Annotated in this window: 12 protein-coding genes; 6 read left to right on the top strand and 6 right to left on the bottom strand. The window is 36.1% G+C overall.

What is annotated here, in order from left to right; genetic code table 11:
* Nucleotides 1–8 precede the first annotated feature (8 nt).
* Complete coding sequence (locus AN959_RS04555; protein WP_056828653.1) at nucleotides 9–1,316, top strand: MFS transporter; 1,308 nt, start codon at nucleotides 9–11, stop codon at nucleotides 1,314–1,316.
* 215 nt (nucleotides 1,317–1,531) lie between these two features.
* On the opposite strand, the gene AN959_RS04550 is transcribed toward AN959_RS04555, so the two are convergent.
* Nucleotides 1,532–2,413, bottom strand: a complete 882-nt coding sequence (locus AN959_RS04550) for a LysR family transcriptional regulator (protein ID WP_056828651.1) — start codon at nucleotides 2,411–2,413, stop codon at nucleotides 1,532–1,534.
* A gap of 120 nt (nucleotides 2,414–2,533) precedes the next feature.
* On the opposite strand from AN959_RS04550, the gene hutG reads away from it, so the two are divergent.
* Both hutG and gltS read left to right on the top strand, forming a co-directional pair.
* Nucleotides 2,534–3,496, top strand: coding sequence for a formimidoylglutamase (gene hutG / locus AN959_RS04545; RefSeq protein ID WP_056828649.1), 963 nt, complete (start codon nucleotides 2,534–2,536; stop codon nucleotides 3,494–3,496).
* Nucleotides 3,493–4,683 (top strand): sodium/glutamate symporter, encoded by a 1,191-nt coding sequence (gene gltS / locus AN959_RS04540; protein ID WP_056828647.1) that lies wholly within the window; start codon nucleotides 3,493–3,495, stop codon nucleotides 4,681–4,683. Before hutG ends, gltS begins: the two co-directional genes overlap by 4 nt.
* A gap of 116 nt (nucleotides 4,684–4,799) precedes the next feature.
* Here the strand turns inward: gltS and AN959_RS04535 are convergent, their stop codons facing one another.
* Both AN959_RS04535 and AN959_RS04530 read right to left on the bottom strand, forming a co-directional pair.
* Nucleotides 4,800–6,323, bottom strand: a complete 1,524-nt coding sequence (locus tag AN959_RS04535) for a cation acetate symporter (RefSeq protein ID WP_056828646.1) — start codon at nucleotides 6,321–6,323, stop codon at nucleotides 4,800–4,802.
* Nucleotides 6,320–6,709, bottom strand: a complete 390-nt coding sequence (locus tag AN959_RS04530) for a DUF485 domain-containing protein (protein WP_082355274.1) — start codon at nucleotides 6,707–6,709, stop codon at nucleotides 6,320–6,322. Before AN959_RS04530 ends, AN959_RS04535 begins: the two co-directional genes overlap by 4 nt.
* 223 nt (nucleotides 6,710–6,932) lie before the next feature.
* Here AN959_RS04530 and AN959_RS04525 point away from each other — a divergent pair, with 223 nt between their 5' ends.
* Nucleotides 6,933–10,751, top strand: a complete 3,819-nt coding sequence (locus AN959_RS04525; RefSeq protein ID WP_056828644.1) for an AAA domain-containing protein — start codon at nucleotides 6,933–6,935, stop codon at nucleotides 10,749–10,751.
* On the top strand, nucleotides 10,744–11,502 hold the full coding sequence (locus AN959_RS04520) for a hypothetical protein (RefSeq protein ID WP_056828642.1): 759 nt from the start codon (nucleotides 10,744–10,746) through the stop codon (nucleotides 11,500–11,502). The genes AN959_RS04525 and AN959_RS04520 overlap by 8 nt, the downstream gene beginning before the upstream one ends.
* Nucleotides 11,503–11,647: 145 nt before the next feature.
* On the opposite strand, the gene AN959_RS04515 is transcribed toward AN959_RS04520, so the two are convergent.
* The 3 genes from AN959_RS04515 to AN959_RS04510 all read right to left on the bottom strand — a co-directional run bounded on the left by AN959_RS04515 (nucleotide 11,648) and on the right by AN959_RS04510 (nucleotide 13,201).
* On the bottom strand, nucleotides 11,648–12,454 hold the full coding sequence (locus AN959_RS04515; protein WP_056828640.1) for a S1C family serine protease: 807 nt from the start codon (nucleotides 12,452–12,454) through the stop codon (nucleotides 11,648–11,650).
* A gap of 112 nt (nucleotides 12,455–12,566) precedes the next feature.
* A complete protein-coding gene (locus AN959_RS21245; RefSeq protein WP_172794311.1) occupies nucleotides 12,567–12,740 on the bottom strand; it encodes a hypothetical protein in 174 nt (57 codons plus the stop codon).
* Between the two features lie 77 nt (nucleotides 12,741–12,817).
* Nucleotides 12,818–13,201 carry an SLAP domain-containing protein gene (locus AN959_RS04510; RefSeq protein ID WP_056828638.1) on the bottom strand — a complete coding sequence of 128 codons (384 nt, stop codon included), beginning with the start codon at nucleotides 13,199–13,201 and terminating at the stop codon, nucleotides 12,818–12,820.
* A 592-nt stretch (nucleotides 13,202–13,793) separates the two neighbouring features.
* Between AN959_RS04510 and AN959_RS04505 the strand changes: the two genes are divergently transcribed.
* Nucleotides 13,794–18,251, top strand: a complete 4,458-nt coding sequence (locus AN959_RS04505; protein ID WP_082460770.1) for a S8 family peptidase — start codon at nucleotides 13,794–13,796, stop codon at nucleotides 18,249–18,251.
* Nucleotides 18,252–18,344: the final 93 nt, after the last annotated feature.

Genomic DNA, 18,344 nt, shown 5'->3' with positions numbered 1-18,344 from the left:
AGAAAAAAATGACTCAAACAGTTAATGCACTTGAAAAAAGAACGATAAATAAAACAATGCTTCGCATTTTACCATTTATATTAGTTTTGTATATTGTAGCCTACTTAGATCGAGTGAATTTAGGTTATGCAGCGTTGCAAATGAACGCGGAATTAGCATTAACAGCGGAAGTTTTCGGACTTCTTTCAGGTATTTTCTTTATTGGTTATTTCTTCTTTGAAGTTCCAAGTAATATGATTATGCACAAAATTGGCGCAAAGGTTTGGATTGCACGTATTATGTTTTCATGGGGTATTATAGTTGTCTTAACTGGTTTTGCACAAACAACAACTCATTTGTACATTCTTCGTTTTTTATTAGGTGTTGCTGAAGCTGGGTTCTTCCCAGGTATTATATTGTATTTAACTTATTGGTTTAGAGCCCGTGAAAGAGGAAAAGCAACGGCCGTATTATTACTCGCTTTACCAGTTGGGGGACTCATTGGAGCACCTGTATCGACATGGATTCTAGATAATATCTCTTGGCTATCTATGTCTGGGTGGAGATGGATGTTTATTTTAGAAGGTATTCCAGCAGCTATTCTAGGATTCATTGTTATATTCTATTTAACAAACAGACCAGCAAATGCTAAATGGTTGTCTCAAGAAGAAAAGGATTGGTTAGAAGGAGAACTAGAGTCTGAAAGACAACAAAGCTTAATGGTAAACAAAGTTTCAAAACGAGAAATGTTAAAAGACTCAAAAGTTTGGAAGCTGTCGTTACTTTATTTCGCAGCATATACAGGAATATATGGATTATCTTTCTGGATGCCAACTATTATTAAATCTCTATCTGCAACAGCGACTACTAACTTAGAAATAGGTTGGTTGGCTATGATTCCTGCTGTTGTCGGTATACCTGCTATTCTATTTGTTGGTTGGAGTGCTGATAGAACGAATGCACATAAATCACATTTACTTGTATGTTTCCTTATTTCGATCATAGGATTTATAGGTTGCGGATTTTCCAATAGTGTATTTATGATGGTCCTTATGTTAGCCATAACTTCTGCTGGGCTATATGGATTTACTGGTTGTTTCTTTGCATACTTAACTTTCTTCTTTACAGAATCTACCGCACCTGTTGGAATTGCTTTAGTTAATTCATTTGCAGCTTTAGGAGGATTTGTTGGTCCGATGATTCTAGGAGCTGTAGCGTTTACTTCAGGTATGTTTATTATTGCAGGGCTGCTTGCAATAGGAGGAGTAACATTAATGTCATTAAAATTAGCTTCAGAAAGAAAGTTAGAAAAGCTAAAAGAAGTCCAAGCTAATTAAATTTCCATTATAAAAACCGGTTCCTTTTTGGGACCGGTTTTTTAATTTGTATTTGCGCCTTGCAAGCCAAACACAAGGACGTGCAGTCAGCGCGAGTCCATTCGTCGCACTCTTGCGGCGTGTAATGCGCATATCTTGGATACTTCCTTAAAGTGGTGCAATTTTACACACTGAAGCAGTTTAAGTGGAAGTAATAACATTTAAGACTCATAAATCTAATTAAAATAAGAGTTAGTTCGGTTAATAAAATCATGTATAGCAGGGGATACATAACGATTTTTTAAATAGGTCAAATAAACGGTCCGATCTATTTCTATAGAATCAATGGTTCTTTTAACTATTGAGTAATCATAAGGTCCTTGCAAATAGTTTTCAGGTATTAGTGTAATGCCTAAGTTTTCACGAACTAAAATTAATGCAGTTTCAAAACGTTCAATCTCATATTTTATGGTAGGTATAATATTTTCAGTTTTAAAGAAATTTAAAACATCATGCCTAGTTTGAAACCCCTCGCTACTTATTATAAATGGTTCTCCTACCAAGTCTTTTAGCTCTATATATTCAAGCTTTGCAAGTGGGTGGTTAGTATGAAGTAATAAAACAAGCTTTTCGTGATATAAAGGAATGGTTGTAATATCGTCTTCCTCGATAAATTGATTGGTAATAATAAGGTGTGTTTCATAGTTTCGTAAGGAGCTTTTTACATCAGCTCCACTTAATACTTCCGTTAATTTAATTCGAATATCTGGAAACTCTTTTATATATGGCCGAATCACTTTTGGTATCCAATGTTTTGCGGATTCTATCATTCCTATTTGAAGTTCTCCACTCCCGATAAGTTTGACTTCTCCCATTTCTTTTTTTGCAATTTCCATCTCGGATAAAAGATGCACGGCCCTTTTATATAAAATATGTCCCGCTTCAGTTATTCCTATATTCCTAGTACTCCGTTCAAGTATTTGAAATCCTAATTCACCTTCTAAGCTTTTAATTGCATTACTTAGAGAAGGTTGTGAAATATGAAGTATTTGAGCAGCTTTGGAAAAGCTCATTTGATCTACTATTGTTACAAAATAAGAGAGTTGTTTTAAGTCCATTTGGATTTCCTCCGTACATATATAGTTTAAAGCTATAGATTTATAACAATTANAATAATAAATGAGTTCTTATATAATTTAGAAAATATAAATAGAAAGAATTAAGAAGGGACGTGCAGCATGTTAAATAAAGTGAAGGACGGTATTTGGTCTGGTCGGACCGATCATCGTGAAAATAGATCTAGCTTTCGATATCACCAAATCATAGAGTTACCTCAGATGGATGATTGTAAACCTAACAAAGAAACTTGTGTCATTATCGGATTTGAAAGTGAGGAAGGGGTTAGACGAAATAAAGGTAAAGTTGGTGCTGCAAAAGCTCCAGACGCTCTTCGATCTGAACTAGCAAACTTACCGTGGGCATTTCCACCACACAAGCAACTTGCGGATATCGGGTCAGTTACGTGTACTGAAGAAAACTTAGAAGAAGCTCAACGTCAACTTGGAGAAACAATTACAAAAGTTTTAAACAAACAAATGACTCCAATTATTTTAGGTGGCGGACATGAAACCGCTTACGGACATTATCTCGGTGCACGTAATTATATTGGCTCACAGGCAAAGCTAGGAATTATAAATATCGATGCTCACTTTGATTTAAGATCTTATGATGAGCAACCCTCTTCCGGTACTATGTTTAAGCAAATATTAGACCAAGATCCAAACAGTTGTTATTGTGTTGTTGGCATTCAGCGTTTTGGGAATACGCAGGAGCTTTTTGATCGAGCTGATGAATTGAACGTTAAATATATCCTTGAGGAAAGTATGAATGTAAGTCAAATAGACAAAGTAAATGAAACACTAAACGATTTTATAGAAGAAAATGATTATATCATTCTTACTTTGTGCGCAGACGTTCTGAACGCTGCTTTTGCCCCAGGTGTAAGCGCTCCATCACCATTTGGTTTAGATCCAAGTATTGTGAGATCTATTATAAGGAGTGTAACAGCACATAAAAAAACATTATCCTTTGATATTTCAGAGGTAAATCCTCTTTTAGACGAACATAACCGTACTGTAAAACTAGGTGCGTATTTAGTGAATGAAGCAATCACAAGTTTTCTTAGGAGGGATATTAAATGACACTAGCATTAGATCAAGTTACTACTATCTTTCTTGCCATAGCTCTATTAGTGCTAGGTACGTTTTTAGTAAAAAATATTGGTTTCTTAAATAAGTTTTGTATACCTGCTCCGGTAGTAGGAGGATTGCTTTTTGCTTTAGTTGCAACCATAGCGAAAGCTCTAGGATTATTAGAAATTACTTTGGATACATCATTACAAGGAATATTTATGCTCACATTTTTCACAACAGTTGGGCTAGGTGCAAGCTTTAAGCTAGTAAAATTAGGAGGGAAATTACTCGTTATTTATTGGCTGGCATGTGGTTTTTTAGCCCTTGCCCAAAATACAATTGGAGTTTCGATGGCCTATTTATTTGATATTCATCCGCTTATCGGTATGATGGCAGGAGCAGTTTCAATGGAAGGTGGTCATGGAGCGGCTACAGCGTTTGGCCAAACTGTGGAAGATCTCGGTATAAACTCAGCGTTATCTATCGGGGTAGCTGCAGCAACATTTGGGCTAGTTGCTGGAGGGCTGGTAGGAGGACCTGTGGTGAAGTTCCTCGTTTCTAAGTATGGTTTGAAATCTACAGAACTTGAGGAAGTTGAGGAAGTAAAACCATTGGAAAGTAACAAGCCAATACAAACGAATACGTTTTTTACACAATTATTCCTCATCACTTTCTGTATGGCATTAGGAACTTATTTAGGTAGCTTGTTCTCTTCGGCAACTGGATTTGTACTTCCAGGATATGTGGGTGCAATGTTTGTGGCAGTAATAGTCAGAAATATAGTAGACAAAGTAAATCCTAAAATAGTAGATATGCAAAGTATAGGTCTAGTAGGAGATATTACATTAGGTATTTTTCTTTCGATGGCTTTGATGAGCATTAAACTATGGGAGGTAGCTGATTTAGCTTTACCTATTTTAGCTATTGTTTTTGTACAAGTTGTTTTCATCGTCCTTTTTGGTATATTCGTATTGTTTCGCTTATTGGGAAAAAATTACGATGCAGCTGTAATGGTTGCTGGTTTTACTGGACATGGACTTGGTGCAACACCAAATGCAATGGCAAATATGGCAGCTGTAACGGAAAGGTTTGGTCCTTCTAAAAAAGCATATTTGGTTGTACCGATTGTAGGTGCATTCCTAATTGATGTTTTTGCAATGCCAATCATTATCACGACTATAAATCTTTTTCAATAACAATAAAAGAAGCAAAGAGCCGAATTGCTCTTTGCTTCTTTTTATTTTATGTTTTAGATTATAGAGAACAAGTTTAACGCCACTTTCATTCTTAATTACATAAAACTATTCAGTAATTATTTTAAACCAATGTTTGCTTTAACATCGACTTCTGCATATTTCTTCTGATCTGCACGAGCTCCAACTAGTGAGCCTAACCAACCGCCGATAAAACCGGCTGGAACAGATATAATCGCAGGATTTGTTAATGGAAATAATGCTTCACCTGTAAAAGTCATAGAACCATCCGCTGCCCATAAGTTAGGGCTTAATGCTACTAAGATAAGGGCAACGACAAGTCCAGTAACAATTGCTGTCAATGCACCTGTCGTATTGAAATTTTTCCAATAGATTGTATAAATAATTACAGGTAAATTTGCACTTGCTGCAATACAGAAAGCAAGTGAAACTAGGAAAGCTACATTCATGTTTTGTGCACCTAATGCTAATATAATGGAAATTACAGAAACACTAACTGAAGCTAAACGTGCTGCTTTCATTTGTTCTTTTTCTGTTACTTTACCTTTTTTGAAGATTTGTCCATATAAATCATGGGCAAAAGCAGAAGCGCCTGATAATACTAGTCCTGCAACTACTGCTAAAATAGTTGCAAATGCTACCGCAGAGACAAAAGACATTAAAATGTCGCCACCTAAGGCTTGTGCTAGAAGCGGGGCGGCCATATTTCCAGCTGCATTTGCTCCCATTATTTTTTCAGAACCTACTAAAGCTGCTGCACCAAAACCTAGGAAAATCGTTAAAATGTAAAAGATTCCTACGATCCAAGTAGCGTATATAACTGAGCTACGAGCAGTCTTCGCATCTTTTACTGTAAAGAAACGCATTAATATATGAGGCAATCCTGCAGTACCTAACACTAATGCAATCATCATAGATATCGTGTCTAAACCATTTGTATATTTTACCCCAGGATGTAAGTATGCTTCTCCGTGAGATGTTGCGCCTTTCATTTCTGTAAACATACCAAATATATTGAAATTGAAATGCCATAAAACTAAGAAAGAAATAATGACAGTACCAACCATTAATAGAACAGCTTTGATAATTTGAACCCAACTGGTAGCTGCCATTCCTCCCCATAAAACATAGACAGTCATCATAACTCCAACGATTAGAACAGCAATCCAATAATCAATACCTAATAATAATTGAATAAGTGCGCCAGCCCCAACAAGTTGAGCGATCATATAAAATAAAACAATTGTTAAAGTACTAATTGCTGCAGCCCCACGGATTTTCTTCTGATTAAAACGGGCAGTAATCATATCTGCGAGCGTATATCGACCCAAGTTACGTAAAGGCTCGGCAACAATATATAAAACAACTAAATAAGCTACTAAATAACCAATACTATAGAAGAAACCATCAAATCCGAAAAGTGCAATTGCACCAGCAATTCCAAGGAAGGATGCGGCTGATAAATAATCTCCAGCAATTGCGATTCCGTTTTGCCATCCAGACAAACCACCACCAGCAGTGTAAAACTCACTAGCTGAATTAGTACGTTTAGAAGCGATATACGTAACGTATAAAGTTAATGCCACAATACCTACAAAGAATGATAAACCAATTAGACTCATTTATATCCACCAGCCTTTTCCTTCTCTAAAATGTCATTTGCTTCTTGATCGAACGTGTTTGCCTTTCTAACATAGATCATACATAACGTCCAAGTCATAATGAATAGTGCAATCGAATAAACCCATACCCAAGAAACGTCTCCAAAAGCATTAACGTTTAAAATTGTTGTGTAGGAAGTCAAAATTGGTAGGGTGATATAACATACAAAAAAGAATAATGACATTGGTAATATGAATCTGTTCTTTTTTCTTTTTAATTCTTTGAATTCTGGACTTTGTGCAATAGCTGTGTAATTTGTTGATGTTTTTTGAGCATCATCTTTTGAAAGAGTTTTACTGTTTCTGTGGTCATCTGAAATGTAAACGCTTTCTAAATTCTTTGCCATTTTCCATACCTCCATTAATTCCGAATCAGTTTTTGGAAAATTCTGTCCTAAACTGTAATTTAATAATATGAAACTATTAAAAAAATATCAAATAAAAGTTCACAAAATATTCAATTTTAACAAAAACTTAATGATGAAAATTAAAATCCAACCTTCTCCATTCAAGATTTGCTCAAAAAGTGCTAACATAGATAGGTTGATTAATTTGTAAGGAGGCATGTGCATGGAGAAGGAATTAACTAGAATAGAAACGTTCCGAAGCAATCTTATTGTGACGAATAATGCACGTAAAGGTATTCTAGAATGGTCTACAGATGAACATGCCTTTTTTAAGATGCAGGAATCGTTTGCTATATATATGGAAAAGAGACCGGTCAATTCTCATGGAAACACGTCGCTTTCTCTTTACTTTGATAATGAAATGAATAGAATTCTATCAGATAAGTTAAATGGTAAGGTTGCTGTAATGGAATGTGTACTTCAGAATGATGGGTTTCTAGCTACTGGTTTTCACGTAAGAGGAGAGAAAACTAGAGTCAGAACAAATCGCCGTTTAGCTGTAAATTTGAAGTTTGTTACAGCTCGAAATAATGGAGCGGGCCTACCAATTCAACTCCACACTAAAATTCGTGAATTGCCTATTGCTGAGGAAAGATCAGAATATGTAAAAAAACGAATTACAAGTTGGGAAGGATATTTAAAAATACAAGAACGAAATGCTGATATTGCAGATATTACTACAGAATTTTCTAAAATAATGTTAAATGAAGATTTTTCTAGAATGACACTCATTGGTACTACCTTAAACGGAAATGAGTGGAATAAAATAAAAGGTCTTAGCGTTGCGTTGAAGGGATATCAATATGATATTGGTGATGTTTTGAAGGTCGATCGTTCTAAGAAAACGATAGAAATTGATTTAAGGCCAAAGATCAGAGATATGGCAAGAAGAAATCAATTGAACCCCAAAACAAAAGAAGCTGTATTTAGTAATTTTGCTACACTGAGCCAAATTAGAAGACTTCGCAAAGGATTTGAAGATTTACAAAACGGGCTTGCAGCAAATGCTAATCTTGAAAAAATATTATTTGAAGATAGACCCGCTATACGTATTACAAATAAGACAGAGAAACTGAAATTTCATAATCAATTGAATGAGTTTCAACAAGAAGCTGTTACAGGTGCTATGTCAGCGAAAGATTTATATGTAATACAAGGTCCACCAGGAACAGGAAAGACCACCGTTATTTCCGAAATCTGTCAACAAAATGCAAAGGCGGGACTCAGAACTTTAGTTGCTTCTCAGTCCAATTTAGCTGTTGATAACGCACTTAGTAGATTACTCTCAAATAAAGACATTCGTATTTTGCGCTTCGGCCGTACTGAAAGCATTGAAGAAGAAGGTAAGAAGTTCATAGAGGAAAATGTAGGGCAATATTGGAAAGACCAGACACTTAGTGCACTACAAAGAGAGTTAAACTCTCATCCCGTAAAAAAAGAACAATTATCAAGTGAAATTACTACCCTTGAACAACAAATTGATTCTCTTCAAACTCAATTGGTTTTATTAAAAGAAAAGATAACACAAAAAGAAAATGCCAAGATTGAGCATACGTCAATAATGGAAGAGATAAAAGGGCTTAAAAGAAGTTTGATACTTTTAAAGAAAGAACAAGAAGAATTAGAAAAAACTAAAACCACTTTAGAAAAAACGCTACAAGGACTGCAGATGGAAATTACCAAGATGGAAGAATTTATTCATGCAAATCCATCTGGTGAACAATTAAAAGAAAAACTAAAACTTTTAGAAGCTGAATTAGAGATTATTAAAAATCAGCTTTATTATCAGCAAATAATGCAAGAAGTTAGTGAAGCCGAAAAATTAGTAAATGACACAAGACAAAAGTTTAAAATGCGGCAGCTTAAAATAGACAGTTTCAAACAGTTTTTGACGGAGATACCTTCTACGCGTAAATTCGAACAGTTAAAGAGTTTGATAAAACACTATGAGTTTACACCACTTTCTATGTTAGAGAAGCAAATAGAAGAATTGGACAAATTAATAGAAAAAATACAGTCATTTGAAGACTGGGAAGAACTAAACAACAGGTTACAATCAGCTATTGTTTACATAGAGAGTATATTCAAAAAAAACAATATATCATTACAAAATGTAGGTAGTAGCGGAGTGTTTTTTGATTCATCTTACTCAGTAAAAGAAATTCATCAATTCATAGATATCATGAAACGAATGCTTACGTCAGGAGAAATCGATTTAGAGAAGCTAAAAGTGTATTGGGAAGGATTGAACGTAAGGAAAAAATTTGTTTGGAAGCAAGGAACAATTTTAAACAACTCAAAATCAGACTCAACTAAACGTTTTCAAACGATTAAATTAGAATTGGAAGAGCAACTTAAAAGAGCAATCATTCAAGCAGAACGAGATATATATGAATTAAAAAACAATGGTACAGCTAATAGCGAAAAGTTAAATGTATTAATGGAGAAAAGTAAAAATATTAAAATAAAACTTGGAGATGTAGAAAATATACAGTCACCACAAAAACTAGAAGAAGAACTACAACAAAAAGAATTTTTATTTAATGACTTAAAGAAAACAGAAGAAACTTTAAAACAGTATATAAATCGACTAGAACTTAAAAAGAATGAAGAGCGGGTTAGCTCCGATCAATTGGAGTCCTATAAAGAGACTCTATTAGAAACAGAGATAGAAGGTAAACGAATTAATTCCGAAGGATTAGAACAGGAAAGAAAGCTTAAAGCTATTGATGAATTATTAAGGCAAAATTTAGAGGAAGAGCGCGAGCTAGTGGTAGTTGAAATTGAAAAACTATCTGAAAAGAAGCTCTCTTTAACGCGTGAAAAAGAACGTTTACCTATTACACAGGAACTTCAAAACGAATGGTTTTCTCTACTAAGTGAAGCAAATGACCATGATTTAGATGAAATTCGAAAGCTTTATGTCAGACATGCAAATGTAATTGGAACAACTTGTGTAGCTTCCGCAAGAAAAGAGTTTATGGACAACTATCCTGTCTTTGATGTTGTGATAATCGATGAAGTTTCAAAAGCTACACCTCCAGAATTGTTATTACCAATGCTAAAAGGTAAAAAAATAATTTTAGTTGGAGATCATCATCAGTTACCTCCACTTGTTGGGGAAGATACGCTGGATGAAACTTTAAAAGTAATTCTAGAAGAAAGTGATAGTTTTGAGGAAAAGGACGAACTGAAGAAACTCTTGAAGGAGTCTTTATTCGAAAGACTATTTAAAAATCTACCTAAGAGTAATAAAACGATGCTTGCCATTCAGTATCGCATGCACGAAAGTATTATGGAGACGATTACTCCCTTTTACGCAGAGGAGAATTATCGATTGCAATGTGGATTAGTCGATTCTGATACAGTACGTGATCATTTACTAGATTCACACTACGTTAAAAGAAGTGATCATTTAATTTGGATGGATATACCTAACGAAAGATCCTACTTTGAAGAAAAAGTAAAGGACGGAAAAAGTCGTTTTAACCAAGGTGAATTGAATACTATACGTGACGTTTTGATGGATTTAGACAAAGCTACAGAGTCTGCGAAAAGTGAAGGAAGAATGGGCTTAGATGAAAGAAAGAGTATCGGGGTAATTAGTTTTTATGGAGAGCAAGTGAAAAGAATTGATCGATTAATTCAACAAGAGACAAACTTTAAAAATTTGACTTTCCGAACAGGGACGGTAGATAAATTTCAAGGGATGGAAATGGATGTTATCATTTTAAGTATGGTACGTAATAACAAAGATAACAATGCCGATATAGGGTTTGCGAATGATTATAGACGTTTGAATGTAGCCCTTTCTAGAGCTAGGGAATTACTAGTTCTAGTAGGAAGTACTGAAATGTTCACTCAACGTGCTAAAAGAAAAGATGCTAGAGAAATGTACAGTGGCTTGCTAGAGGTTGTAAAAAATAAAGATGGACTAAAAGATATAAAAGGAAATGTAATAGGAGTTCTAGAAAATGCGTGAGTTGGAAAACCGATTAAAAAGAGAACTGCAACAGAATTTGAACGTCAAAATTATGCATTCATCTATGTGGAGCATACCAGTTCATTCGATTGAGGCTGAATTTATATGTGTGAAGCGAACAAAAATGGACGTGCTTATGAAGATGATGCTCATTGCTTTTCAAAAGACTACAAAGATAAATGCGGAAGAATTAAGTGAATTATTACTTGTAGAGCAACTTTTTATACAGGATTTAATTGATTTAATGCAAAGAACACTTCTGCTAGAGAAGATAGAGAGCGGATATAGGCTTACAGATAAAGGAAACCAACAATTAGCAAATGGCATATTTGAAGAGGAACAGAAGCCTGAGACTAACAATATACTATATAGCCCTTCTCATGAGGCATTCTTGGAAGGTGAACTTAAGGAAGCAACGGGTGAAGAAGAATTAGAAGTTTATAGATATGTAAAAGAAGGATATCTGGATGAAGAATTGTCTTTTGAGGATGAGACATTGATAAATGCACTCCGTATAAACGGTGCTGAATCAGGAGAAGGAGACGTTCAGACGGTACTATCTGAAATTGTCTCATCGACGGATTTATATATCGATGATATTCCTTGTATAGAATTTATTTTGTATGATAAAAAACAAGACATCATATATGCACGAGTATGGAATACATTATTAGAGCGGTGGGATGAAAAACTCGAAAACCAACTGAATGAGAAAGAACGCTTGGATTGGCGGAAAACTTATTTAGAATAGTATTTTACATTAAGTGGCAGAAAGAGACGAATGTAAATGTAAGCGAGACAAGTTTTCCGGTAACCGAGACCAAATTTCAAAAATCGAGACCAATTCTCACACAACCGAGACCCTTTAGTTTCCTGCACTAAGGGGTCTCTTTGTATTATTTTGTATTAAGATACTCATCTATAGGCACAAATAATCCGACCCTGCCATGTTCATCATGATCTAATGTGGCGAAAATAACCCCAATTACTTTACCATCTTTATTCAAAACAGGGCTTCCGCTATTCCCTCGATAAACTGGTGCTTTCATCATGACTACAGGTACGTCCCAATCACTTAACTGAGTATAATCAATAATTGTTCCTTCATTTGCAATACCAGTAAAACCTAGTGGATTACCAATAAAGTATATAGATTCATCAGCTTCAAAAGTAGTTCTCTCCGCAAGCTCCAAAAATGGAAGATCCTCCTCCTTAATATCTAATACAGCAAGATCGACAGAAGGATATGTATCTATTACTTTAGCACGAAAACGCCTGTCATCAGGAAAACCAACTGTTACAGTTTCATTACCTTCCACAACATGATAGTTAGTCAAAATCATACCATCGCTTGATATAGAAAAGCCGGTTCCTTTGCTATCATCTGTTAAGATGACTACGACAGACTTTTTATAAACTGCTATCTCTTCCTGAGCAGACAATTTTGCAGACGTTTTAATAAATTCAATAGCTGGAATAGAGTAAATTTGAAAGATTGATGCAAATGTACTGACAAACAGAATAGAAGCCATCAAATAGAATACCCATTTTGGAAAAGGTCTCTTTGGTCTATTACTCTTTTTTTCAAGAGCTTCTTTCTGAAGTGCTTCCCTCTGTGCCTCTAATACAAGTTCGAGAAACTCTTCTTCGCTTAGCTCTTCCTCTTTCCAATCATCCTTATGTTGTTTTTCATTTGGATCCATACGCACCCGCCTTTGTTTCAAACACATGTTAAGAAGTATTATACACAAAGTTTAGCTCTTTCTACATAACACAAAGCAGCCCATTCTTATAGGACTGCTTTGCATGTTGTAGTTAGTAAGATTTTTCTCTCTCGCTTTTTTCACGTTGATTTGGGGTCATTGGTTCATGCTTTGGTTTTAAGTTTCCGAGTTCAGCTAATTCTAGAGATATCTCTTCTTTCTTACTACTTGGATTTTTTGCCATAGAACCTTTATTGTTGCTAGCGCCCCTGCGATTTTCACTCATAAAGTAACCTCCTTTAAAATTTTTCATACCTCTTTAACTTGGTTCAATAGGAGTAAAAGATGTATATCAAATATGGACTAATTATTAATAATGACTAAATAACCGTTTTGAAATGTAGCATAATTCTTTAGGCTCTCAACGGGAAATATGAAAGTCCATGGCATACTAACTTTGGGTTTAATTTTCAATGTTTGTAGTGTAAAAGTATGCTCAGCAAGAAAATTTTCATTTTCCATATAAGCTAATTTTTTATTATAAAAAGTAATCTCTTCTTCAGAAAAATTATGTACAAGTACAGTAATCAATAATTCACTCTTATGATTCACTGCTTGGCAAATTGGTGTTAGAAGAATATCTTGAGACTCCGTTTTGTATGTTTGGAGGAAAATTTCTTCGATTTCTTTTCGATCCTTACTGGATAAGGACTTATCCCATGATGCTTCAAACTCAAGCTTTTGCATTCGTGAAACCTCCTTGTATGAGTATTAACCTATTATCGAATGATTAATTAAGACTATATTAATAAATATAATGATTTTGGAAAAAATAACCTGATAAAACNTTCTATAATTGCTAATTCATTCTTAACATAAATTAGAAATGTAGATAAAAAGAACTAAATAATGATTAATAAAGTTAGTAGTCAATATGACTACAATGATTAAATAGGATGAATGAAGTATTTTTAGAAAAAATAACCAAATATTGTAGTTATGATAAAAATTTGATATTCTCTTTAATGCCAATGATATCAATGCTCTATTAAACTAATATTAATTTTTCATAGATAAATAGAACTATTGAGAATTTAGTGCAAAATAGTAAATAGTTATTATTTCCGAAAATTCTGAAAAATAACGACAAAGTACGACAAATTTCACACTTCATTTCAAATATAGTGATACTTAACAACAAGAGATTCACGAACGACACCATTGATTCTGTTTGCCTAAGTAACTTAGGAAAGGAGGTAAAGGTGTTTTTTATTTAGTCTTTTTTAAACAAGGGCGAGCAGCGGACGTTAATTTAATTTTTGTAAAATTCAAAGGAGGAATGAAGTTGAGGAAGAAAAGTAGTTCAGTCAAAGCTCTTAGTGTTGTAGCATCTTTACTCATGACGTTTTCGCTAGTAGCACCAAATGTTGTAAGCGCAGAAACAACTAGTAAGCTTCATCAATCGTTCAGAGATTCAAGCTCTAATAACATTTCTGTGAAAGACAAATTAAATAGCCGTCTGCTTGAAAACTTTAAAAACGATGAGAAGGTTACATTCCTGATTAAATTCAAGGAAAAATCTGACTCTCTTCAAGTGGCTGAAGAAGCAAGAAAAAATGCAGATGAAGCAAACCTATCAGCTCATAATACAAAGCTTATTCAACGCTCTGCTGTTGTGTCTGAGTTAAAGGCAACGTCTATTGAGTCTCAACAAACGGTTAAACAATTTTTAGAACAAGAAATAGCGAAAGGAAATGCCGAAGATCTTACCTCCTACTACATCGTAAATGGGATGGCAGTTACTGCGACACAGGAAGTAGCTGAAAAGATAGCAACTTTCGCAGAAGTAGAAAAAATATTACCAAATGAAACTCGTCAACTGTTTACAACAAAAACAGAAAATGCGGTCGTTCCTAAAGCAGAAACTGCAAATATCGAGTGGAACATTGAGCGTGTGAAAGCACCAGATGTTTGGGCGATGGGCATTGATGGTTCAGGAACGGTAGTAGCAAGTATCGATACAGGAGTTCAGTGGGATCACCCAGCTTTAAAACAAAAATATCGTGGTTACAATGCAGCAACTGGACAAGTCACACACGACTATAACTGGTTTGATGCAACAGCTGGACGAGCTACTCCATATGATGATATTGACCATGGGACGCACGTAACAGGAACAATGGTTGGTAGTGAACCAAATGGTGCAAACCAAATTGGTGTAGCTCCGGGAGCAAAATATATTGCAGTAAAAGCTTTCTCAGCAGCTGGTGGTACTGATGTCGACTTGTTAGAGGCGGCACAATGGATTTTAGCACCAACTGATGCAGCTGGAAACGCACGTGTTGATATGGCTCCGGACATTGTTAATAACTCTTGGGGTGGCGGTCCTGGTCTTGATGAATGGTACCGTGACGTAGTTATTAACTGGCGTGCAGCAGAAATTTTCCCTGAATTCTCTGCAGGTAACACAACGCTTTCAAATCCAGGTGGTGCAGGATCGGTTGCAGCACCAGCAAACTATCCTGAATCATTTGCGACGGGTGCAACTGATATCAATAACAAAGTGGGTAGCTTCTCACTACGTGGTCCTTCGCCTTATGCGGAGATTAAACCAGATATCTCAGCACCAGGTGTAAATATCCGTTCATCCGTACCGGGTGGTGGCTATGAAGGTGGTTGGAATGGGACATCTATGTCAGGTCCAGCGGTATCTGGTGTAGCGGCACTTCTTCGACAAGTAAATGCGAATTTGACGGTTGATGAAATGGAGGAAATTTTGCTTAATACAGCTAATCCTTTGACAGATGCTCAATATCCAGCAGTTCCTAACCATGCATATGGATATGGGTTAGTGGATGCTTATGAAGCAGTATCCTCGATTATTACTGGATTAGGAACATTAAAAGGACAAGTAACCCAACAAGGTGATGACAATGAAGCACCAACATTTGAACATACAGCTCCAAGCGAGACGTATGCGGGAATGGATTTAGAATTGTTGATAGATGTTAATGATAACATTAGCGTTGCTTCAGTTATTCTAAACTATAAAGATGCAGATGGAGCTTGGCAAGTAATTGAAGCTGGTCGCAAATCTGGTGATTATAAAGCTGGCGAGTTCGGTGTAGTAGTTCCTGGTGAATTAATCACAGGTAACTCATTTACGTACAAATGGATTGTAAACGATTTTGGTAATAATGAAGTAAGCAGTGAAGAATATGTTGTTCAAGTGAAACCTGGAATTACGGTTGGATACTTTGAAGACTTTGAAGGACAGCCAACGGGTTGGTATTCATTTGGAGAACAAAACAGTTGGGAATGGGGCGTGCCTACATCCGGACCAGGTAATGCTGCATCAGGTGAAAAGGTATATGCAACAAACTTAGCTGGATTATACGCGAATCGCATGAACGCGACACTTGTTGCACCTCCAATTGACCTGCCAGAAGGAAACTCATACTTGCAGTTCAAACATTGGCACAATTTTGAGCAATCTTCCTCAGGAAGAGCTTGGGATTATGGACATGTATTTGTTTCGACTGACCAAGAAAACTGGACGCAATTACTAATGGTTCAAGGTCAATCGAATGGATGGGTAAGTGCAGAGGTTGATCTGTCTGCTTATGCTGGTCAACGTATTTACATTGGATTTAATGCATTCTCTGATGGAAGCGTTCAAAGAGATGGCTGGTATATCGATGATGTATCTTTAGCTAATATCTCACAAACTGGAAAAGTATCAAAAGGAAATAAAGGAACAATCGGAAATAACGGAAATAATGGAAATACAAATAACGGAAATAACAAGGATAAAGACAAAGATGCATTAAAAGAAGCGGTTGATCCAAAGACAATCAGACCTGTATTACCTGTAAAAGAAGCACCACCAGTAGAAGAAACAATTGTTAATCCTACCCTTCTACCATTAGGTGCTCAAGTTAGTGTACTAGAATCAGGACGCTCGGTTTATTCAAATCCAGCTGATGGTTCTTATTCATTAACACATGGTGCAGGAACGTTCACCGTAAAAGCGGAAGCTTATGGATTCACCTCAGAAGAACAATCTGTAACGATTGAAGCTGATGGTACAACAACTGCTAATTTCACTTTAGATGAAGTAGCACAAAATACAGTAAGTGGTACAATTACGGACCAATCGACAGGTGAAGGTGTTGCAGGAGCAACAATTTTACTTGTGGAAGATGCAAACATCACCCCTGTGGAAACGGATGCATCGGGTAACTATTCACTTACAGCATACGAAGGTGATTACACATTAAAAGTAGTTGCTCGAGGCTACCATAGCCAAGAAGTTTCCATTACTATTGGTGATGAAGCAATTACGCAAAATATTGCACTAGAGCCATTCTACACGTATCCTGGTGGAGAAATAGGTTATGATGACGGTTCAGCTGAAAATGCTCGTGCTTTTAATGCAGCAGGAAATGCATGGGCGGTAAAAATGTCTCTACCTGAAGGCAAAGAAAACGGTATCGTGACAGATGGCGTATTCCGATTCTGGGACACTGAATGGCCAGTCCCTGGTGGAACTGCATTTGCTGTTGAAGTTTGGGATGCTACAGGTGCAGATGGTGCACCAGGTAAGATGCTTGCAGGCCCGATAGATGCAACAGCTTTACGTAACGGTGAATGGACAGTTGTGAATTTAACTGAACACAACATTGTCGTAAATGGCGACTTCTTCATGGTATACCGCCAAACTTTTGCAAACCCAAATACACCAGGTTTAGCAACAGATGAAAATGGAACAAATGCAGGAAGAAGTTATCAAGGAGTTTCTGGTGCTTGGTCTCCATCACCAACTGCTGAAGGTAACTATATGATTCGTGCTCGAGTAAGCTATGAAGTAAGCGCGCCAGTCATCACATCTCCTGCTGCTAATTTGACAACAAGTCAAGAAGCGTTGACTGTTGAGGGGACTGCATCACCGACTGCTACTATAGAGTTGAAACAAAACGGTAAAGATTCTGGATCTGTTATTGTAGGCAATGACGGTAAATTTGCAATCCCTGCGACACTTACGGAAGGTGCTAATGAGTTCAAAGTGGTTTCAGTGTTAGATGGCAGAACTACAGGTGAATCTGAACCAGTTACAGTGATTTTAGATACAATAAAACCTGAAATGACTATAACAAGCCCAAAAAATGGTGATAAAACTAATCGTGAATCGGTAACTGTCGAAGGTACCGTTACAGACGCAAACCTTGACTTCGTAAAGGTTAACGGTCAAACTGCACAAGTTGTTAATGGAAAATATTCAAAACGTATACTTCTTGAGAACGGTGCGAATGAAATTACAGTCATCGCTCAAGATAAAGCTAAAAATAAAACTTCCAAAAAAGTAACAGTAACTGCACAATACGATGCACCTGTCATTGAGAACTTAAAACCTGCACAAGACCTTCAATTGACAACAGGTAAAAGCGTTAAAATTGAATTTGATAGTGAGCCAGGATTGAAGACAACATTTGTCATCCATATGCCACTAACAAATGTTGGAGATGTTCAAAACGCTACGGAATTACCAATGATGGAACAATCTAATGGTCACTATGTCGGATACTGGACAGTACCAGCAGATACTGTTGCCAACGGAGCAGTTATCGAAGTAAAAGCTGTTGACAGCTTCGAAAACGAAACACGCGAAAGAGCAGCGGGTAAATTATACATCAATGTAGCAGCGCCTTCAGCTCAACCATCAGTTGAGACACCTGCAGAGACTCCTGTGGATGCGCCTGCTGAAACGGAAACACCTGCTGAAAAGATGGCGGAATAAACGATTCTATTGAATGCCGAAGAGGATAAAAATCCTCTTTGGCATTTTTTAGTTTTATAGTTAGTTGAAAAATAAAAACTTTAGATGGAATAA

It is taken from the genome of Psychrobacillus sp. FJAT-21963 (genome assembly GCF_001420585.1).
In the GTDB taxonomy this organism is placed as follows: Bacteria; Bacillota; Bacilli; order Bacillales_A; family Planococcaceae; genus Psychrobacillus.
This window is presented reverse-complemented; position numbering and strand designations above follow the sequence as displayed.